This is a genomic window from Paractinoplanes maris (assembly GCF_023544465.1).
GTDB lineage: Bacteria > Actinomycetota > Actinomycetes > Mycobacteriales > Micromonosporaceae > Actinoplanes > Actinoplanes maris.
The window spans coordinates 259013-273276 of the sequence record NZ_JALPVL010000015.1; the positions used below are offsets into that span (position 1 = coordinate 259013).

Consider the following 14264-nt stretch of genomic DNA (forward strand, 5'->3'; position numbering starts at 1 on the left):
GGGGTCGTCATGCGTGTGGTAGTCGTCGGTCAGGGTTATGTCGGGCTGCCGCTCGCCGTCCGGGCCGCCCGGGTGGGGCACAGCGTGGTCGGCTTCGATGTCGACGACGAGCGGATCAAGCGGCTGGCCGCTGGCGAGTCCTACGTGGACGACATCTCCTCGGCCGAGTTGCGGGAGCTGCTCGATCAGGGGACCTTCCAGCCGTCGGCCGACCCGCGCTCGTGCGCCGGCTTCGACATCGCGGTCATCGCGGTGCCGACGCCGCTGCGCGAGGGCACGCCCGACCTCAAGTACATCGAGGAGTCGGCTCGCACGCTGGCCCGATACCTGCGGCCGGGCGCGACCGTGGCGCTCGAGTCGACGACCTATCCCGGCACGACGACCGACCTGGTCGCGCCGCTGCTCGAGGAAGGCTCCGGGCTCATCGCGGGCGACGACTTCTACCTCGGTTACAGCCCCGAGCGCATCGACCCGGGCAACCGCGAGTGGACGCTGGAGACGACGCCCAAGGTGGTCTCGGGCATCAATCCGGCTTCGCTGGAACGTATCGACGCGTTCTACAGCTCGGTGGTGGCCCAGACCGTGCCGGTCGGCGACTGCAAGACGGCCGAGCTGGCCAAGCTGCTGGAGAACACGTTCCGGCACGTGAACATCGCGCTGGTCAACGAATTGGCGGTGTTCGCGCACGACCTGGACATCGACGTCTGGGAGGCGATCGACGCCGCGTCGACCAAGCCGTTCGGCTACCTGCGCTTCGTGCCCGGGCCCGGGGTGGGCGGGCACTGCCTGCCGATCGACCCGTCCTACCTGTCGTGGCGGGTGCAGCGCACGCTCGGGCAGAGCTTCCGCTTCGTCGAGCTGGCCAACGACATCAACAACCACATGCCCGACTACGTCATCCGGCGGCTCGTGTCCGGGCTGAACGACCGTCGTAAACCGGTCAACGGCTCGACGGTCCTGCTGCTGGGCCTGGCCTACAAGAAGAACAGCGGCGACGCCCGCGAGTCACCGGCCCGCCGGGTCGCGTCGCTGCTGCTCGACATGGGAGCCGACGTGCGCGCGGCCGACCCGCACGTGGTCGAGGACGCGCAGGTCGACCAGCGGGTGGTGCGGGTCTCGCTGAGCGCCGAGGAGATCGCCGCGGCCGACGCGGTGGTGCTGCTGGCCGATCACGACGTCTTCGACCTCGACCTGGTCACCTCCCATGCCTCGTACGTGCTGGACACCCGTCACCGTCTGACCGGAGCGAACGTGGAGACGATGTGAGAACTCTCTGGGGTCTGATCAATCAACTGGCCGCCGCGGTCGCCCTGATCCTGCTGTCGCCGGTGATCCTGGGCGTGGCGCTCTGGATCCGCCTCGCCGACGGGCCCGGTGTGCTCTTCGTGCAGGAGCGGGCCGGGCTGCGGGGCAAGCCGTTCCGCATGCTGAAGTTCCGCTCGATGGTGCACAACTCGGTGGCGAAGAGTGCCGAACTCGGCATCGACGACCCGTACGGGCTGGTCGAGAACGACCCGCGGATCACCGCGTGCGGCCGGTTCCTGCGGCGGACGTCGCTCGACGAGCTGCCGCAGCTGGGGAACGTGCTGGCCGGCCACATGCTGCTGGTCGGCCCCCGCCCCGACGTGCTGCCGCAGGTCGCGAACTACTCGCCGATCGACGCCCGGCGGCTCGAGGTGAAGCCCGGCATCACCGGCTGGGCCCAGGTCAACGGCCGCGACGACATCGACTGGCCGCAGCGCTTCGTCCTCGACCGCTGGTACGTCGACAACTGGTCGCCCGTCCTCGACCTGCGCATCATCGGGCGGACCTTCGCCGACCTCCGGCGGGGCGAGCCGCCGGTGCACGTCGACACGCTGAACATCGCGCGGGCGCAGCCGGCACCGGTGGCCGAGGACGTGCGACGTGCGGCCTGACCGCCGCGAGATCGGCTCGGAATTCCACTGGAACCCGGCCGTCCTGCTCGACGGCGATCGGGACGGCCACCTCCCGGCCGGCGAGCTCTTCGCGACCGCGTGCGGGGCCATGAGTGCGCTGGTGCAACGGCTGGCCCGGCCCGGCCGGCTGCACGTCCCGTCGTTCTTCTGCATGGGCGTGGCCGAGGCGCTGAGCAAGGACATGCCGCTGGCCTGGTATCGCCACCTCCCGGACGACCGCGGCCCCCGCTGGGAGACGTTGCACGCCACCCCGGGCGACGTCGTGCTGGCCCAGAACCTGTTCGGCCGCGAGGACGGCGCGGGCTGGCGCGACTGGATCGGCGCCCACCCCGGCGTGACCGTGCTCGAGGACCACTCCCACGACCCGTTCAGCCCGTGGGCCAGGACCAGCACAGCCCCGTACGCCGTGGCCTCGCTCCGCAAGACCCTGCCCGTCCCCGACGGCGCCGTCCTCTGGTCGCCGCGCGGCCTCGACCTGCCCTCCCCGGTCGGTGCCTCCGCCGAGGGCGCCCACCTCAAGCTGACCGCGATGCTGCTCAAGGCCGCCTGGCTCGACGGCCGTCCCGTCCCCAAGGACACGTTCCGCGCCCTGCAGCAGCGCGGAGAGCAAGCCTTGCTCGGCAGCGCCGCGCCCGCGAGCCCGTTCACCGCCGCCGTGCTGCCCCTGCTCGACATCGCGGGACTGCGGTCGGCCAACATCCGCAACGCCCGGGCCCTCCAAGCCCTGCTCGGAGCGCCGGCCCCGAAGGGCGCCGTCCCGTTCCGCGTGCAGCTGCTGGCTGCCGGCGAGACCGCGCGGGACACGCTGCTGACCCACCTGGCGAGCGCCGGCATCTTCGCCCCCGTGCACTGGCGGCAGGACCGCGACGGCTTCTTCAGCGGCGACGACGAGGCCGCCGACCTGGCCGCGCGCATCCTGACCGTGCCCGTCGACCACCGCTGCGGCCCGGCCGAGGTGCACCGGACAGCCGAGATCCTGCTGACGCACCGAGGCACCCTCTGGGACCCGGCCGACGCCGTTGGCACCGCGCCGGGTGACGCGGGCCGAAGCTCGTCGCGTTGGGCCGGGTGACGCGGGTCGAAGCTTGTCGCGTTGGGCCGGGTGACGCGGGTCGAAGCTTGTCGCGCCGCGGCCGGGTGACGCCGGCCGGGCCGCTCCGAGCGGCCCTGGGCTCGCTGTGTGAAGATCGGAGCGGGCGCACGGAGGGAGCTCTCGATGTCTGATCTGGACGGCTATGCGGAATCACTTCTCCAGGGCCGGCTGGTGCGGCTGCGTGCGCTGCGCGACGCCGACCTGCCCCACCTGGTGCAGTGGTGGAACGAGCCCGCCACCATGGTTCTTCAGCAGCACAGCGTGATGCCCGTCCCCGAGGCCGGCCTCCCCGACATGTTCCGCAACTGGAGTGTCAACAAGGACGAGAGCGGCGCCGGCTTCAGCATCGAGACCCACGACGGCGAGCTGGTCGGCCACCTCACGCTGTGGGGCATCAAACCGCGCACCCGGATCGCCACCCTGGCCATCGTCATCGGCTCCCCGCACACCGGCCACGGCTACGGCACCGACGCGGTCGAGCTGGCCGTGCGCTACGCGTTCGACGAGCTGGCCGTCAACAAGGTCGAGCTCCAGGTCTGGTCGTTCAACCCACGGGCCGTCCATGTCTACGAGAAGGCCGGCTTCCGCCTGGAGGGCCGCCGCCGGGCCGCCGGTTTCCACCGCTCCACCTTCCACGACGAGCTCCTGATGGGGCTGCTGCGAGACGAGTACGAATCCCGGGCCGCCTGAGCGTCACCAGTCGAGCCCGACCCGCACGTCGCAATTCGCGGGGCCCCCACAGGTGCATGACTTGCATCCGGTACCCGGGTACAGGCTTACCGTCGAGACATGACCACCACTGATGATCCGGCGTGGGTACCCGAGGCCTGCACGTTGCCTACTGCCGAGCGGCCGCTGCGGTCGGCCGAGTTCGACGACCTGTTCGCAACCGCGCTGCGCGGTCAGCAACGACGGTCGGCCACGACGCTGAGCTGGGATCTTGATCCGGCCGCCGAGGCCACCACCCGGGACCTGACCGGAAGGGAAAGCAGTTGCTGCTCGTTCCTTGTCTTCACCTTCCATCCAGGTGACGGAACGCTGCGGCTGGACGTCGCGGTGCCGGCCACGCAGGTCGAGGTCCTCGACGCCCTTGCCGCCCGGGCCGCGGCCGGGATCCGGTCGTGACCGGGTTGCGCACCAGCCAGGTCGCCGACGCGGCCGGAGTCAACCGGCAAACTCTGCGCTACTACGAGCGCCGGGGCCTGCTGGCCGAACCGGACCGCAGCCTCGGCGGGCATCGGCTTTATCCGGCCGAGACCGTCACCGTGCTGAGGGTGATCAAGGCGGCGCAGCGGTTGGGCTTCACTCTCGACGAAGTCGCTGACCTGCTCGCCGCCGGCGGCCACCGGCACAGCGGCCCGGACTCCGGCCTTCGCGACCGAGCCCGGGTCAAACTCGCCGAGGTCGAAACCAGGATCGCCGATCTGGAGGTGATCGCCTCGACCCTGCGCGCCGCGGTCGCAGCGGGTTGCGACGACTTGGTCGCCTGCGCCGGAGAGCCGTGCTGCCCCATCCCGTTCGCCACCATCGCTTCCACCCCGCCCGCCGCAGGGGCGTCCGATGCCACCGGTCGCTGAACGCCGGCGTCGTCTGTCGCCGCCCGTTCGCCCAGCCCACCCCGGCCGAGATGTTCCCGGAGCTGACCGGCCCAGCCGGGATCGCCCGCGCCACAGGCTGCGTCATCAGGTCAGCAGAGGCTGCCGGTGCCGGGCAACGATGCATCCGGCCGGTGTCAGGCTCGACGAGGTGATCAGGGTGGCGGCAGGCCCGGACAACGGTCGAGGACGGCTCGCGTCGCACTCGTCAATATCCTTGCTGCCATGGCTGTCGTTCGCTTGCCCCTCATCGTCATCGACTGTCCCGATCCTGGCGCGCTTGCCCGGTTCTATGGTGCGATGCTGGATTGGAAGGTCGACGTCTCCGCCGACCGGGCTTCGGCCTGCGGTGGGGACGGCCGGTGCATCTCCTTCCATCGGGTGGACGACTACGCGCCGCCGACGTGGCCGACCCAGGAGCGGCCTCAGCAGATGCACCTCGACATGCTCGTCGACGATCTCGACGCGGCCGAGGCGGTGGTTGTCGATCTCGGTGCGACCAGGCATCCGGATCAATCCGATACGTCTTTCCGGATCTTCCTGGACCCGGCAGGCCACCCGTTCTGCCTCTGTTTGACCTGATCCGGAAGGGTCCACAGCTTGGCGTCCGCCTGGCTCATCAGGCAGTCAGAATCCGCTTACCGAGCAGGTCCAAGCCGGGGCGGCCGGTACGGATCCGACGTGGCGGCGAGCCGAACACCGGCACGACCAGTCGGCGCCGGGCCGAAGTCACCTCGATGGTTTCTTGGGGCGTCGATACGGCGCCGGACGTTGGTCACTGTTCGTGGGACAGAACCTCGAAGCGTCGTCAGGTGTCGTAGTAGCCGTCCCACGGCTCGTGGAAGCCCAGGTGGTCGGGGTAGAGCTCGACCCGACCGCCGTCGCCGGCTCGCTCACTCGAGGTGTCAACCAGGCCGAGCGATGCACGTACGCGTTTTGGTTCCAGCCGGCGCAGAAGAACAGGCCTCCGTCGAAGCGGCCGATCTTGCCCGTCCGGTAGCCGGATTCGTGGGCGATGGGGATCAATTCGGCCCGTTACACGGGCTCGACCTGGCAGGCGACCGGCGGCGCGCCCGCCGGCTCGGGGCGGAGCCGGCGGGCGGTGGGAACCGCTGCGGATCAGCGGCCGCACTGGTGGGAAGAGAGAGCGCCGGGATCAGCGGTAGGGCGGGAAGCGGCCGGTCAATGATTCCGGGGTGGGGGTGCCGACGAGCTTCTCGAAGGCACGGGGTTCGGTGATGACCCGCCAGGTGTGGAACGGCTGGCGGCCCGACGCGAACTGGGACTTGTAGCGGAACAGCGAATCGGCCGAGCCGCCGACGCCGCCACCGAGGTGGTAGACCGTGTTGCCGCGGGCGCGGCCCCAGGTGCGTACCTCGTGGTAGAGCAGTTTGTCGGCGTAGTGGATCGGCGCGTCGGCGGTGGACTGCAGGTGGGTGTGCATGATTCCGCCGTACTCGAAGAAGAGGTTTCCCCCGAGCACGCGGCCGTCGTGGAGCGCGACGGCGAGGTGGGCGTGGTCGCGCAGGGCGGTGCGCAACGCGGTGAAATAGGCGGCGTCGAAGAAGTAGAACTCGGTGGCGCCCACGCGGCGCATGGTCGCGTGGTAGGTCTCGATCCAGTCGTCGAGCAGGGTCCAGTCGTCGAAGACGATGTCGACCCCGGCCCGCCGGGCCTTGTTGATCTGGTTGCGGTGGCTGCGGTGGGTCTGCGACCAGATCTCGTCCAGGCTGAGCGTGAGATCGATCGACACCGTCTCGCCGTGGGTCACCACCGTCCCCGCCGCCTCCAGCGCGGACCGGAAGAACGGCAGCAGCGGGTGCAGGCGGGCGAAGACGGTCACCACACCCTGCGTGCAGAGCAGCTCGGTCATCGCGCCGGCCGCGCGTGACCAGAAGGCAGCATCGTTGCTGCCGACGGGGCCTGGATATCCGTACGGCGAGGTCGCGTCCTGCAGGTCGGTGTCGGGCACCGGCCTGAGCAGCAGGGGAACCAGAAGGACGCGTCCCGCCTCGGAGTATCGGAAAGCCACCGGAGTGCCGCCGGTCAGGCCGGCGTCGAGGCGCACGTACTCGGGGACGTGGTAGATGTCGTGCCGGACCCGGTCGAGTGCCTCCTTCCAAGCCGGGTCCGGGGGTGACAGCACTGCGGCATCGGCCATAGTCAACCTCCTGTGGGTAGGGGCGCCGCCCGGGCGGACGGCGCGGAGGGGGCGGCGCCGGGGCGGCGGCGTGCCCGAGTCCATCGTCGTGCGTTCAGTGCCCAGCGAAGCATGGCCCGCGGCACCGCCTGCTGGGTAGCCCGGTGCAGCAAATAGCGCCATAGTGGATATTCGCCGCGGCGGTCGGAAAGCGCGTAGGAGAAGCGGATCGACGGCAGGCCGGCGTAATCCGGCATCCGCTCGAACCACTCGCTACTGGCCAGGGCGGCCCGTTGCAGCGGGGCGAGGGCGGCGCGGCGGCGATGCTCGTACCGTTCCAGGGCCGCGGCCAGCGGCCCGCCCGACGACAGCGCGTCGGCCAGCGCCATCGCGTCCTGCAGGGCCAGCTTGGTGCCCGAGCCGATGGCGTAGTGGGTGGTGTGCGCGGCGTCGCCCATCAGCACCACGTTGCCGTTGTCCCAGCGCTGGTTGGTGACGCGGCGGAAGTTCATCCACCCGGTGCCCCCGGAGTCCGCCCGGTGGTCGACCAGTCGCTGTCCGTCCAGGTGGGCCGCGAAGATGGTCTCGAGGCGGGCGCAACCGGCCTCGGCGTCGAGCCGGTCGAGCTCGAGCGCGGCCCACGTGGTGGGCGTGCACTCGACGATGAAGGTGCTCGTGGTGTCGTCGAACGGGTAGGCGTGGAACCAGATCCAGCCGGCCGGGGTCCGCTCGAAGCCGAACGTGAACGTGCGGAACACGTGTGAGGTCCCGAGCCAGATGTACTTGTTGCCACCCATCTCGACCGACGTGCCGAAATGGGACGCGTCCAGTGCCCGCAGGGAACTGCCGGCACCGTCGGCCGCCACGATCAGATCCGAGTCCGGGATGTCGGCCTCGGAAGCCGACCACCGCACGTCCACCCCGAGCGACAGAGCGCGGGACTCGAGCAAGGACAGCAGCTTGTGCCGCCCCAGGCTGAAGCCGTACCCCGCGAGATGGGTGACTTCCTTACCGGTGGCCCGCACCTCGTACTCGTCCCACTGGCAGGCCGCCTCCCATATCTGCCCGGCGCTGACCGGGTCGTAGGCGAACAGGTCGTCGAGCAGGTCGTCCCAGAACACGACCCCCCACCCGTACGTGGTCCCGCGCGGGTTGCGCTCGAGAACGGTGACCTCGTGGCCGGGATCGGCGAGCTTGGCCAGCACCGCGAAGTACAGACCGGCGGGGCCACCGCCGACACAGGTGATCCGCATGGGGCACTCCTAACGGTAGGGCGGGAAGGTGCCGGACTCGTCGGTGTCCCGGCCGGCGGCGGAGACCAGATCCTCGTACGCCATCCGGTCGGTCACGACGCGCCAGGTGTGGAACGCGTGCCGCCGCGGCGAGAACCCGGCCTTGTACGAGAACAGCGAATCCTGTTCGCCACCTTTGCCCCCGCCCAGGTGGAAGACGGTGTCACCGCGCGCCTTGCACCAGCGCCGGACCTCGTCGTAGAGCAACTCGTCGGCGTATCGCTTGGGCGCCCGCCGGGTCGACGAGACGTAGCCGGTGGCGATGCCGTGATGCTCGAAGAACGTGTTGCCGCCGACCACTTCGCCGTCCTCGAGCGCGACCGCGAGGTGCATCCGGTCGCCCATCACGTCGTGCAGGGCGGCCAGGTGCTCGTGGCTGAAGAAGTAGTAGCCCGACGCGCCGACCCGCCGCATGTTGTCGTGGTAGACCTCGACCCATTCGCCGAGCCGGTCCCAGTCGTCGAAGACCACCTCGGTGCGGGCCCGTCGCGCGCGGTTGATGTGGTTGCGGTGGTCGCTGCGGGTCTGTTTCCACATCTCGTCGAGGCTGACCGTGAGGTCCATCGAGACGGTCTCGCCGTGGTGCACCATCGTGCCGAACCGGCCCAGCACGGTCAGCGGCGCGGGCAGCAGCGGGTGCATGCGGACGAAGGCCGTCACGATCCCCTCGTCGCGCAGCGTCTCGAGCATCGCCACGCCGGCCCGCTCCCAGAAGTCGCGGTCGCCGGGCATCGCATCGCTGACCGGCCCCGGATACCCGTACGGGGAAAGGCCGTCGCGCAATCCGGTGCCGGGGATGTCGCGGAGGATCAGCGGGAGAAGCAGCTGGCGGTCGCCGTCGGAATACCAGAAGGCGGCCGGCGTGCCCGAATACAGAGCCGCGTCGAGCGTGACATAGCCGGGCAGGTGGTAGGTGTCGTGCCGGGTGCGGTGCAGAGCCTCCTTCCACTCCCGGGCCGCCGGTCCCACGAGCGCTGCGGTCATCTGATTGCTCCTAACACAAAGGCGTTGAGCGCCATGTTGGCGGCGAACTGGTCGTTGACGACCTGATGGCTCTCCAGCCGTTGCTGGACGGCCGGGTCGGAGCGGCCGAGCTTGACGAACCCGTCCGAGAACCACCCGTTGTCCGAGCCGGTGCCGTCCACATTGGCCCGATAGGTTGTGCCGCTGGGCCAGACGACGCGGGTCAGCGTGCGGGAAAAGGCCGCGAGGTCGGCCTTGGTCCAGAAGCGGCCGCGGTCGCGGGCTTCCACCACGTACGCCAGCACACCGTTGCCGTGGCTGACGTCCTGGCCCGGCCGCTGGGCCGAACCCCACACGTCGCTCCAGAAGTAGGCGGTCGCCTCGGCCGGGTTGCGGCGCATCTGTTGCCGCAGCCCGCCGCTGTGCCCCGGCACGTGCTGGTCGACGTCGGCGACGACCGTCTGGAGGCGCTTTTTGCGGGCCGGGTCGCCGGTCACCCGGGACAGGTTGAGCGCGATCAGACCCCAGTGCGACGCCATGTGCGTCCGTTCCCGATAGATCGTGTCCTCGGGCCCGCGCGCGTGCCACTTGTCGAAGACGTTCTTCTCGGCGAAGGCCAGCAGGCGGTCGAACCGGGCGCGGTACTGCACGTTGCCGTACACGGATTCGTTCTCCCGCATGGCCACCAGCAGCGCCGTCCCGTACCGCCAGAAGTAGCTCTCGTAGAGCGGGACCTCGTCGCCGTCCTCGTTGGCCGACGTCCACCCCAGATAGCCGCCGCGGACGGGTTTCGCCGAGCCGGTCACGTTCTCGACGAACTGCAGGGCCCGGTCGAGGTAGCGGCGCTCGCCGGTGGCCCGGAACATCGCCACGCAGGCGTCGACCGAGTAGGAGAGCTCGTAGTGGTCCCAGCTGTCGCCCGAGCTGCTCAGCGGCAGCCCCACCTCGGCCTGGTAGTTCCAGCCGCGCAGGAAGATCCCGGCCCAGTGGCTGACCGGCTTCAGGGTGGCCGCCTTCACCACCGGTTCGGGCTCGGCGGGCAGCGGCGACAGGGTCGCGGTCGATTCGTCCTGTGGTGTGGTGCAGGCGGCGAGCGAGCCGAGTGCGGCCAGCAGCAACGCCCGGCGGCCGATGTGCGCGGTCACGCCGGCACCTCCTGATGATCGGGTTGAACAGAGGGGACCGACGCCGCGGCCGCCGCCATCGCGGCGAACAGCCAGGCCAGCCGGGAGTCGTAGTAGTCGCCGGAGAACAGGCTGCTCAGCCCGACGAAGACGGCGGCGGCCACGGCCAGGCCGGTCAGCTGCGGCCGGAGCCCGCCGCCGCGCACGGTCGCGGTCCACAGCAGTACGGCTGCGGTGAGCAGCCCGATGCCGATCAGGCCGCCCTCGGCGGCGACGCCGAGCACGTAGTTGTGCGGGTATTCGACGAACTGGTTGACTCCGATGTAGCCGTAGAAGCCGTCCAGCCCGGCGCCGGCCAGCGGATGCTCGACCGCCAGCCGCCACGCCGCCGCCCAGATGTCGGTGCGGTCGGAGAGGTAACGGTCCTGCACGGTCTGCTCGACGAACCGCTCCTGGAACAGGTTGGTGAACGCGGGCGGGGCCAGCGCCCAGATCGCCGCCACCGCCACCGCGACGAAGGCGAAGGCACCGGCGATCGCCCCGGGGTGCAACCGGCGCCGGATCTTGAAGAGCGCCACCGCTCCCACGGCCGCACCGGCGAGCAGACCGGCCCGGGAGCCGGAGAGCACGGCGGCCAGGCCGAACAGCGGAGTGGCCAGCAGCGGCAGCAGGCGGCGGTGGAACAGGGCCAGTGCCACCGCGCTGATGATGCCGAGGATCTCGATGCGGACGAAAACGTTGGGGCCGCCGCCGAACGCCGAATACCGGCCCTGATCGCCCGGGCCGTTGACAAAGAGCGCGGCCAGCGCGAAGACGATCGCGGCGACATAGAACAGCAGGAACGCCGTGCGCACGACCGCTTCCGGGTTGCCCACGGCGTAGACGTAGAAAGCGACGACCAGGGCGCCCATCAGCACCAGGTCGAGCGTCTGCGGCCCGACCCGCGAGGCGGCCGGCGACCACAGCGCCGAGGCGATCTGGAACAGGAAGAACAGCAGGGTGGCGACGAGCCAGCCCTCGCGTCGCCCGCCCGCCGGGACCCGGGGCCGGCGGGCGACGTCGACCAGCAGCACGGCCAGTGCCACCAGCAGACCGGCCACCCGCAGGTCGACCCAGGCCAGATCGGTGTATCCGGCCCGGTCGAGCGTGAACCGGCCGCCGATGGCCACCAGGATCAGGATCAGCCCGGGCGCCAGGAAGACCCGCGGGGTGCGCAGCCACGTCATCGTGGTTCACCGGTCAGGCGGTTGGCGACCAGCGCGAAGAGCAGGCACGAGCCGTAGCCGACGAGGGAGCCGTAGGCCGCGCCCAGGATGCCGAAGGCCGGGATGAGCGTGAGGTAGGCGACGAAGCTGACCACGAAACCGGTGATCTCGGCGGCCGACACCAGGCTGCCGCGGCCCTTGGCGATGAGCAGCCCGAGCGTCACCCGGGAGATGGCGTAGAGCCCGGCCGCGGCCACCAGCGGCACGATGACCGCCTTGGCCGGCGCGTAGTCCTGGCCGAAGACCGGCACGATGAGCAGGTAGAGCCCACCGGCGGCGATCGGCGTGACCACCACGCAGTAGAGGCCGACGGCGAGCAGGATCGGGCGGGTCGGCAGGCCGCCGTTCTGGTGGTCCCGCCGCCACTTGCCCAGCCGCGAGTCGGCGTACGCCCGGATCGGCCAGGCCAGCAGCTCGGTCATCGTGGCCACGGCGGCATAGAGGCCGAGTGCCGAGGTCGAGGCGAGCGCCGGCAGCGCCAGCCGGTCCGAGCGCAGCATCGCCATGTTGGAGATGGCGGCCGGGAAGAGAGCCAGGCCCTCCTTGCGGACGAGGCGGTTGCGGTCGGGCAGGGCCGATCCGTCCGGTGCCGGCCGGCGCAGCCACAGGACGATGTAGACGGTGGTCGGCACCAGACCGGCGATCAGGTAGGCGACGATCCAGAGTGCCGGCGTGGTGGTGTTCGCGACGAAGAGCACCACCAGCAGGCCGAGCAGCAGCAGCGCCTCGACGACCCGGCAGATCAGGAAGTCGCCGACCCGCCCGGCCGCGATGGCGATCGCCCGGGTGGCCAGGCCGGCCACCTCGACCAGGGTGTAGAGGGTGATCAGCCCGATCACCAGCAGGCCCGGGTTGTAATGGCCGGGCGCCACCATTTCGAATCCGGCGGCCAGTGCGATTCCGGCCGCACAGGGGACGATCAAGAGCTTCCCGTACGCCCGGACGGCCGCGGCCGGGGTGATCTCGTGATAACTCGCCACGAAGCTGCGCTCGGTGCCCAGCAACATGAACTGGGTGGCCAGATAGACGACCTGGAGCATGAGCGCGACCTCGCCGCGGTGCGCGGGGGCGAGGGCCCGGACCATCAGGATGTTCGCGACGAAGGCGACCCCGCCGGTGAGCAACTGGGACGCGAAGAGCTGGACGAAGGGTTCGCGCAGTTGCCCGCCGGCCCAGGCGATCGCGCCGGTCCGCCGGGGAGGGGTGACCTCCGCCGCGGGGCGCTCCGCCTGGAGCTCACTCATCCTTCGGCTCCGCTTTCTCCGCCTTGCGCGCCAGGTCGCTGCCGTTGATCGGCTTGATCTTCTGCGTGGTGATGCCGTCCATCGGCGTGAAAGCGATCTTCTGCGTGGTCCCGCCGTCGTCGGGTTGCCGCTGCTGGATGACCTCGGCCGGTTTCGCCGGTTGACCGGCGCGGGCGACCGCGGTCCCGGCCACCCGGGCCCGGCCGCTGACCGGGTTGGCCGGGGAGACCGGCGCCTGCTCGGGCTCCTCCCGATGCCCGAGCAGCGTGGTGACCAGACCGTCGTCCTGCGCCGCGGGGATGCGCGGCTGGGCCGGGCCGGCTTCGGTCGGCAGACGGCGGGGCAGGGCGTTGAGGACCGCGCCGACGAGCCGGGTGCCGACCCGCTCGAGCAGGTCGGTCGAGCGCTGCACGTCGGCCGTACGGGTCCGGTTGGCCCGCACCACCAGGAGCGCGCCGTCGGTCACCTTGCCCAGCACAGCCGCGTCGGCCACCCCCTGCAACGGCGGCGCGTCGATCAGCACGATGTCGAAGCGTGAGGTCAGCTCGCGTACGGTCGCCGCGAGCCGGGGCGAGGCGAGAACCTGACCCGGGTCGGATCGCCGGTCGCCGGGCGGCAGGACGGTCAGGCGCCCGTCCAGCGGGTCGCGCAGCACGTCGCTCACCCGGGCGTTGCCGGCCAGCACGTCGGCCAGGCCGGGCCCGCCCTCCATCGCGAGATAGCGGCCCACCCCGGGCGAGCGCAGGTTCGCGTCGACCAGCAGCACCCGCGCGCCGGTCTCGGCCATCGCGATCGCCAGCCCGCAGGCGACCGCGGTCGTCCCCTCCTTGGGGTTGGCCGCGGTCAGCATCAGCGCGGTGCCCTGGGGGTCGCCCCGGCGCAGGCTCGGTGTCTCGGGCAGCAGGCTGCGCAGCCGCCGGAAACCCTCGGCGATCGCCGAATCGGCCTGCCCGGACCGGACCCAGCGGCCGGTGAGCGAGATGACCCCGACCGTGCCGATGCCGAGCCGGCGCAGGTCGTCCTCCTCGGCCACGGTCCGGCGGGTGGCCTCGCGCACCGCGACCGCGACTCCCCCCACGAGGAGTCCGAGCACGGCCGAGAAGCCCACATCGCGGACGAGGGTGCCGGGCTCCTGAGTGGTCACTGCCTCCTGGGCGACGGTGATCTGCGGCGGGGGCCCGTCGGCCGCGGCCACCGGCGGATCGAGTTTCTTGGCCAGCGCGACCAGGGCCGAGGTGGCGCTCGTGACCATCGTGCGGCTGCGCTCGGCCGACGCGTCCTTGGCCGTCACCACCAGCAGATCGGTGCCGGCCTGGACCTCGGCCGACAGGCTCTTGCTGACCTCGGCCGCGGTGGCGGGCGCGCCGAGCTTGGTGGCCACGCTCTGCGCCACCCGCGGGCCGGTGAGCAGGGTGATGTACGAGTTGAGACGGCTCGCCTTGGCATCCGGGTCACCCGACCCGGTGGTGACGAACAGGATCATCGAGGACCGGTACGCCGGCTCCCGGGTCAGCGACAGCCCGGCCGCCGCGCCCATGGCCAGCAGGATCGGCACGACGATCCAGACCCAGCGGCGGCGGCACGCCCGCACGTACTCGCGCAGTTCCACGC

The 14264-nt window shown here is 71.0% G+C and carries 14 protein-coding genes; 7 read left to right on the forward strand and 7 right to left on the reverse strand.

What is annotated here, in order from left to right:
* The first annotated feature begins 9 nt into the window (after positions 1-9).
* From NAG42_RS37790 to NAG42_RS37820, 7 genes are all read left to right on the forward strand, one after another.
* Positions 10-1266, forward strand: coding sequence for a nucleotide sugar dehydrogenase (locus NAG42_RS37790; protein WP_250037145.1), 1257 nt, complete (start codon positions 10-12; stop codon positions 1264-1266).
* Positions 1263-1916: a sugar transferase gene (locus tag NAG42_RS37795; protein ID WP_250037146.1), complete on the forward strand. Its 654-nt coding sequence runs from the start codon at positions 1263-1265 to the stop codon at positions 1914-1916. The genes NAG42_RS37790 and NAG42_RS37795 overlap by 4 nt, the downstream gene beginning before the upstream one ends.
* Positions 1906-3009: a PLP-dependent aminotransferase family protein gene (locus NAG42_RS37800; protein WP_250037147.1), complete on the forward strand. Its 1104-nt coding sequence runs from the start codon at positions 1906-1908 to the stop codon at positions 3007-3009. The genes NAG42_RS37795 and NAG42_RS37800 overlap by 11 nt, the downstream gene beginning before the upstream one ends.
* Before the next feature lie 144 nt (positions 3010-3153).
* Positions 3154-3720, forward strand: a complete 567-nt coding sequence (locus NAG42_RS37805; protein WP_250037148.1) for a GNAT family N-acetyltransferase — start codon at positions 3154-3156, stop codon at positions 3718-3720.
* A 99-nt stretch (positions 3721-3819) separates the two neighbouring features.
* The gene (locus NAG42_RS37810) at positions 3820-4155 is read left to right on the forward strand and encodes a hypothetical protein (RefSeq protein ID WP_250037149.1); all 336 of its coding nucleotides are present in this window, start codon (positions 3820-3822) and stop codon (positions 4153-4155) included.
* Complete coding sequence (locus tag NAG42_RS37815) at positions 4152-4607, forward strand: MerR family transcriptional regulator (RefSeq protein WP_250037150.1); 456 nt, start codon at positions 4152-4154, stop codon at positions 4605-4607. Before NAG42_RS37810 ends, NAG42_RS37815 begins: the two co-directional genes overlap by 4 nt.
* 243 nt (positions 4608-4850) lie before the next feature.
* On the forward strand, positions 4851-5207 hold the full coding sequence (locus tag NAG42_RS37820) for a VOC family protein (protein ID WP_250037151.1): 357 nt from the start codon (positions 4851-4853) through the stop codon (positions 5205-5207).
* 574 nt (positions 5208-5781) lie between these two features.
* Here the strand turns inward: NAG42_RS37820 and NAG42_RS37825 are convergent.
* The 7 genes from NAG42_RS37825 to NAG42_RS37855 are packed head-to-tail and all read right to left on the reverse strand — an operon-like array spanning position 5782 to position 14262.
* Positions 5782-6786 carry a GNAT family N-acetyltransferase gene (locus tag NAG42_RS37825; RefSeq protein ID WP_250037152.1) on the reverse strand — a complete coding sequence of 335 codons (1005 nt, stop codon included), beginning with the start codon at positions 6784-6786 and terminating at the stop codon, positions 5782-5784.
* Positions 6787-6788: 2 nt separating this feature from the next.
* Complete coding sequence (locus NAG42_RS37830; protein ID WP_250037153.1) at positions 6789-8018, reverse strand: FAD-dependent monooxygenase; 1230 nt, start codon at positions 8016-8018, stop codon at positions 6789-6791.
* A 9-nt stretch (positions 8019-8027) separates the two neighbouring features.
* A complete protein-coding gene (locus NAG42_RS37835; protein WP_250037154.1) occupies positions 8028-9041 on the reverse strand; it encodes a GNAT family N-acetyltransferase in 1014 nt (337 codons plus the stop codon).
* Positions 9038-10165: a hypothetical protein gene (locus tag NAG42_RS37840; RefSeq protein ID WP_250037155.1), complete on the reverse strand. Its 1128-nt coding sequence runs from the start codon at positions 10163-10165 to the stop codon at positions 9038-9040. Before NAG42_RS37840 ends, NAG42_RS37835 begins: the two co-directional genes overlap by 4 nt.
* Entirely contained in the window at positions 10162-11370 is a 1209-nt protein-coding gene (locus NAG42_RS37845; RefSeq protein ID WP_250037156.1) for an O-antigen ligase family protein, read from the reverse strand. The genes NAG42_RS37840 and NAG42_RS37845 overlap by 4 nt, the downstream gene beginning before the upstream one ends.
* Complete coding sequence (locus tag NAG42_RS37850; protein WP_250037157.1) at positions 11367-12653, reverse strand: lipopolysaccharide biosynthesis protein; 1287 nt, start codon at positions 12651-12653, stop codon at positions 11367-11369. The genes NAG42_RS37845 and NAG42_RS37850 overlap by 4 nt, the downstream gene beginning before the upstream one ends.
* Positions 12646-14262: a tyrosine-protein kinase domain-containing protein gene (locus NAG42_RS37855; RefSeq protein WP_250037158.1), complete on the reverse strand. Its 1617-nt coding sequence runs from the start codon at positions 14260-14262 to the stop codon at positions 12646-12648. The genes NAG42_RS37850 and NAG42_RS37855 overlap by 8 nt, the downstream gene beginning before the upstream one ends.
* Positions 14263-14264 lie beyond the last annotated feature (2 nt).

Bases quoted from the DNA above. Each gene is read 5' to 3' on its own strand.
- NAG42_RS37790 (WP_250037145.1), top strand. From the start codon at position 10: ATGCGTGTGGTAGTCGTCGGTCAGGGTTATGTCGGGCTGCCGCTCGCC.
- NAG42_RS37805 (WP_250037148.1), top strand. From the start codon at position 3,154: ATGTCTGATCTGGACGGCTATGCGGAATCACTTCTCCAGGGCCGGCTG.
- NAG42_RS37810 (WP_250037149.1), top strand. From the start codon at position 3,820: ATGACCACCACTGATGATCCGGCGTGGGTACCCGAGGCCTGCACGTTG.
- NAG42_RS37820 (WP_250037151.1), top strand. From the start codon at position 4,851: ATGGCTGTCGTTCGCTTGCCCCTCATCGTCATCGACTGTCCCGATCCT.
- NAG42_RS37825 (WP_250037152.1), bottom strand. From the start codon at position 6,786: ATGGCCGATGCCGCAGTGCTGTCACCCCCGGACCCGGCTTGGAAGGAG.
- NAG42_RS37830 (WP_250037153.1), bottom strand. From the start codon at position 8,018: ATGCGGATCACCTGTGTCGGCGGTGGCCCCGCCGGTCTGTACTTCGCG.
- NAG42_RS37835 (WP_250037154.1), bottom strand. From the start codon at position 9,041: ATGACCGCAGCGCTCGTGGGACCGGCGGCCCGGGAGTGGAAGGAGGCT.
- NAG42_RS37845 (WP_250037156.1), bottom strand. From the start codon at position 11,370: ATGACGTGGCTGCGCACCCCGCGGGTCTTCCTGGCGCCCGGGCTGATC.
- NAG42_RS37850 (WP_250037157.1), bottom strand. From the start codon at position 12,653: ATGAGTGAGCTCCAGGCGGAGCGCCCCGCGGCGGAGGTCACCCCTCCC.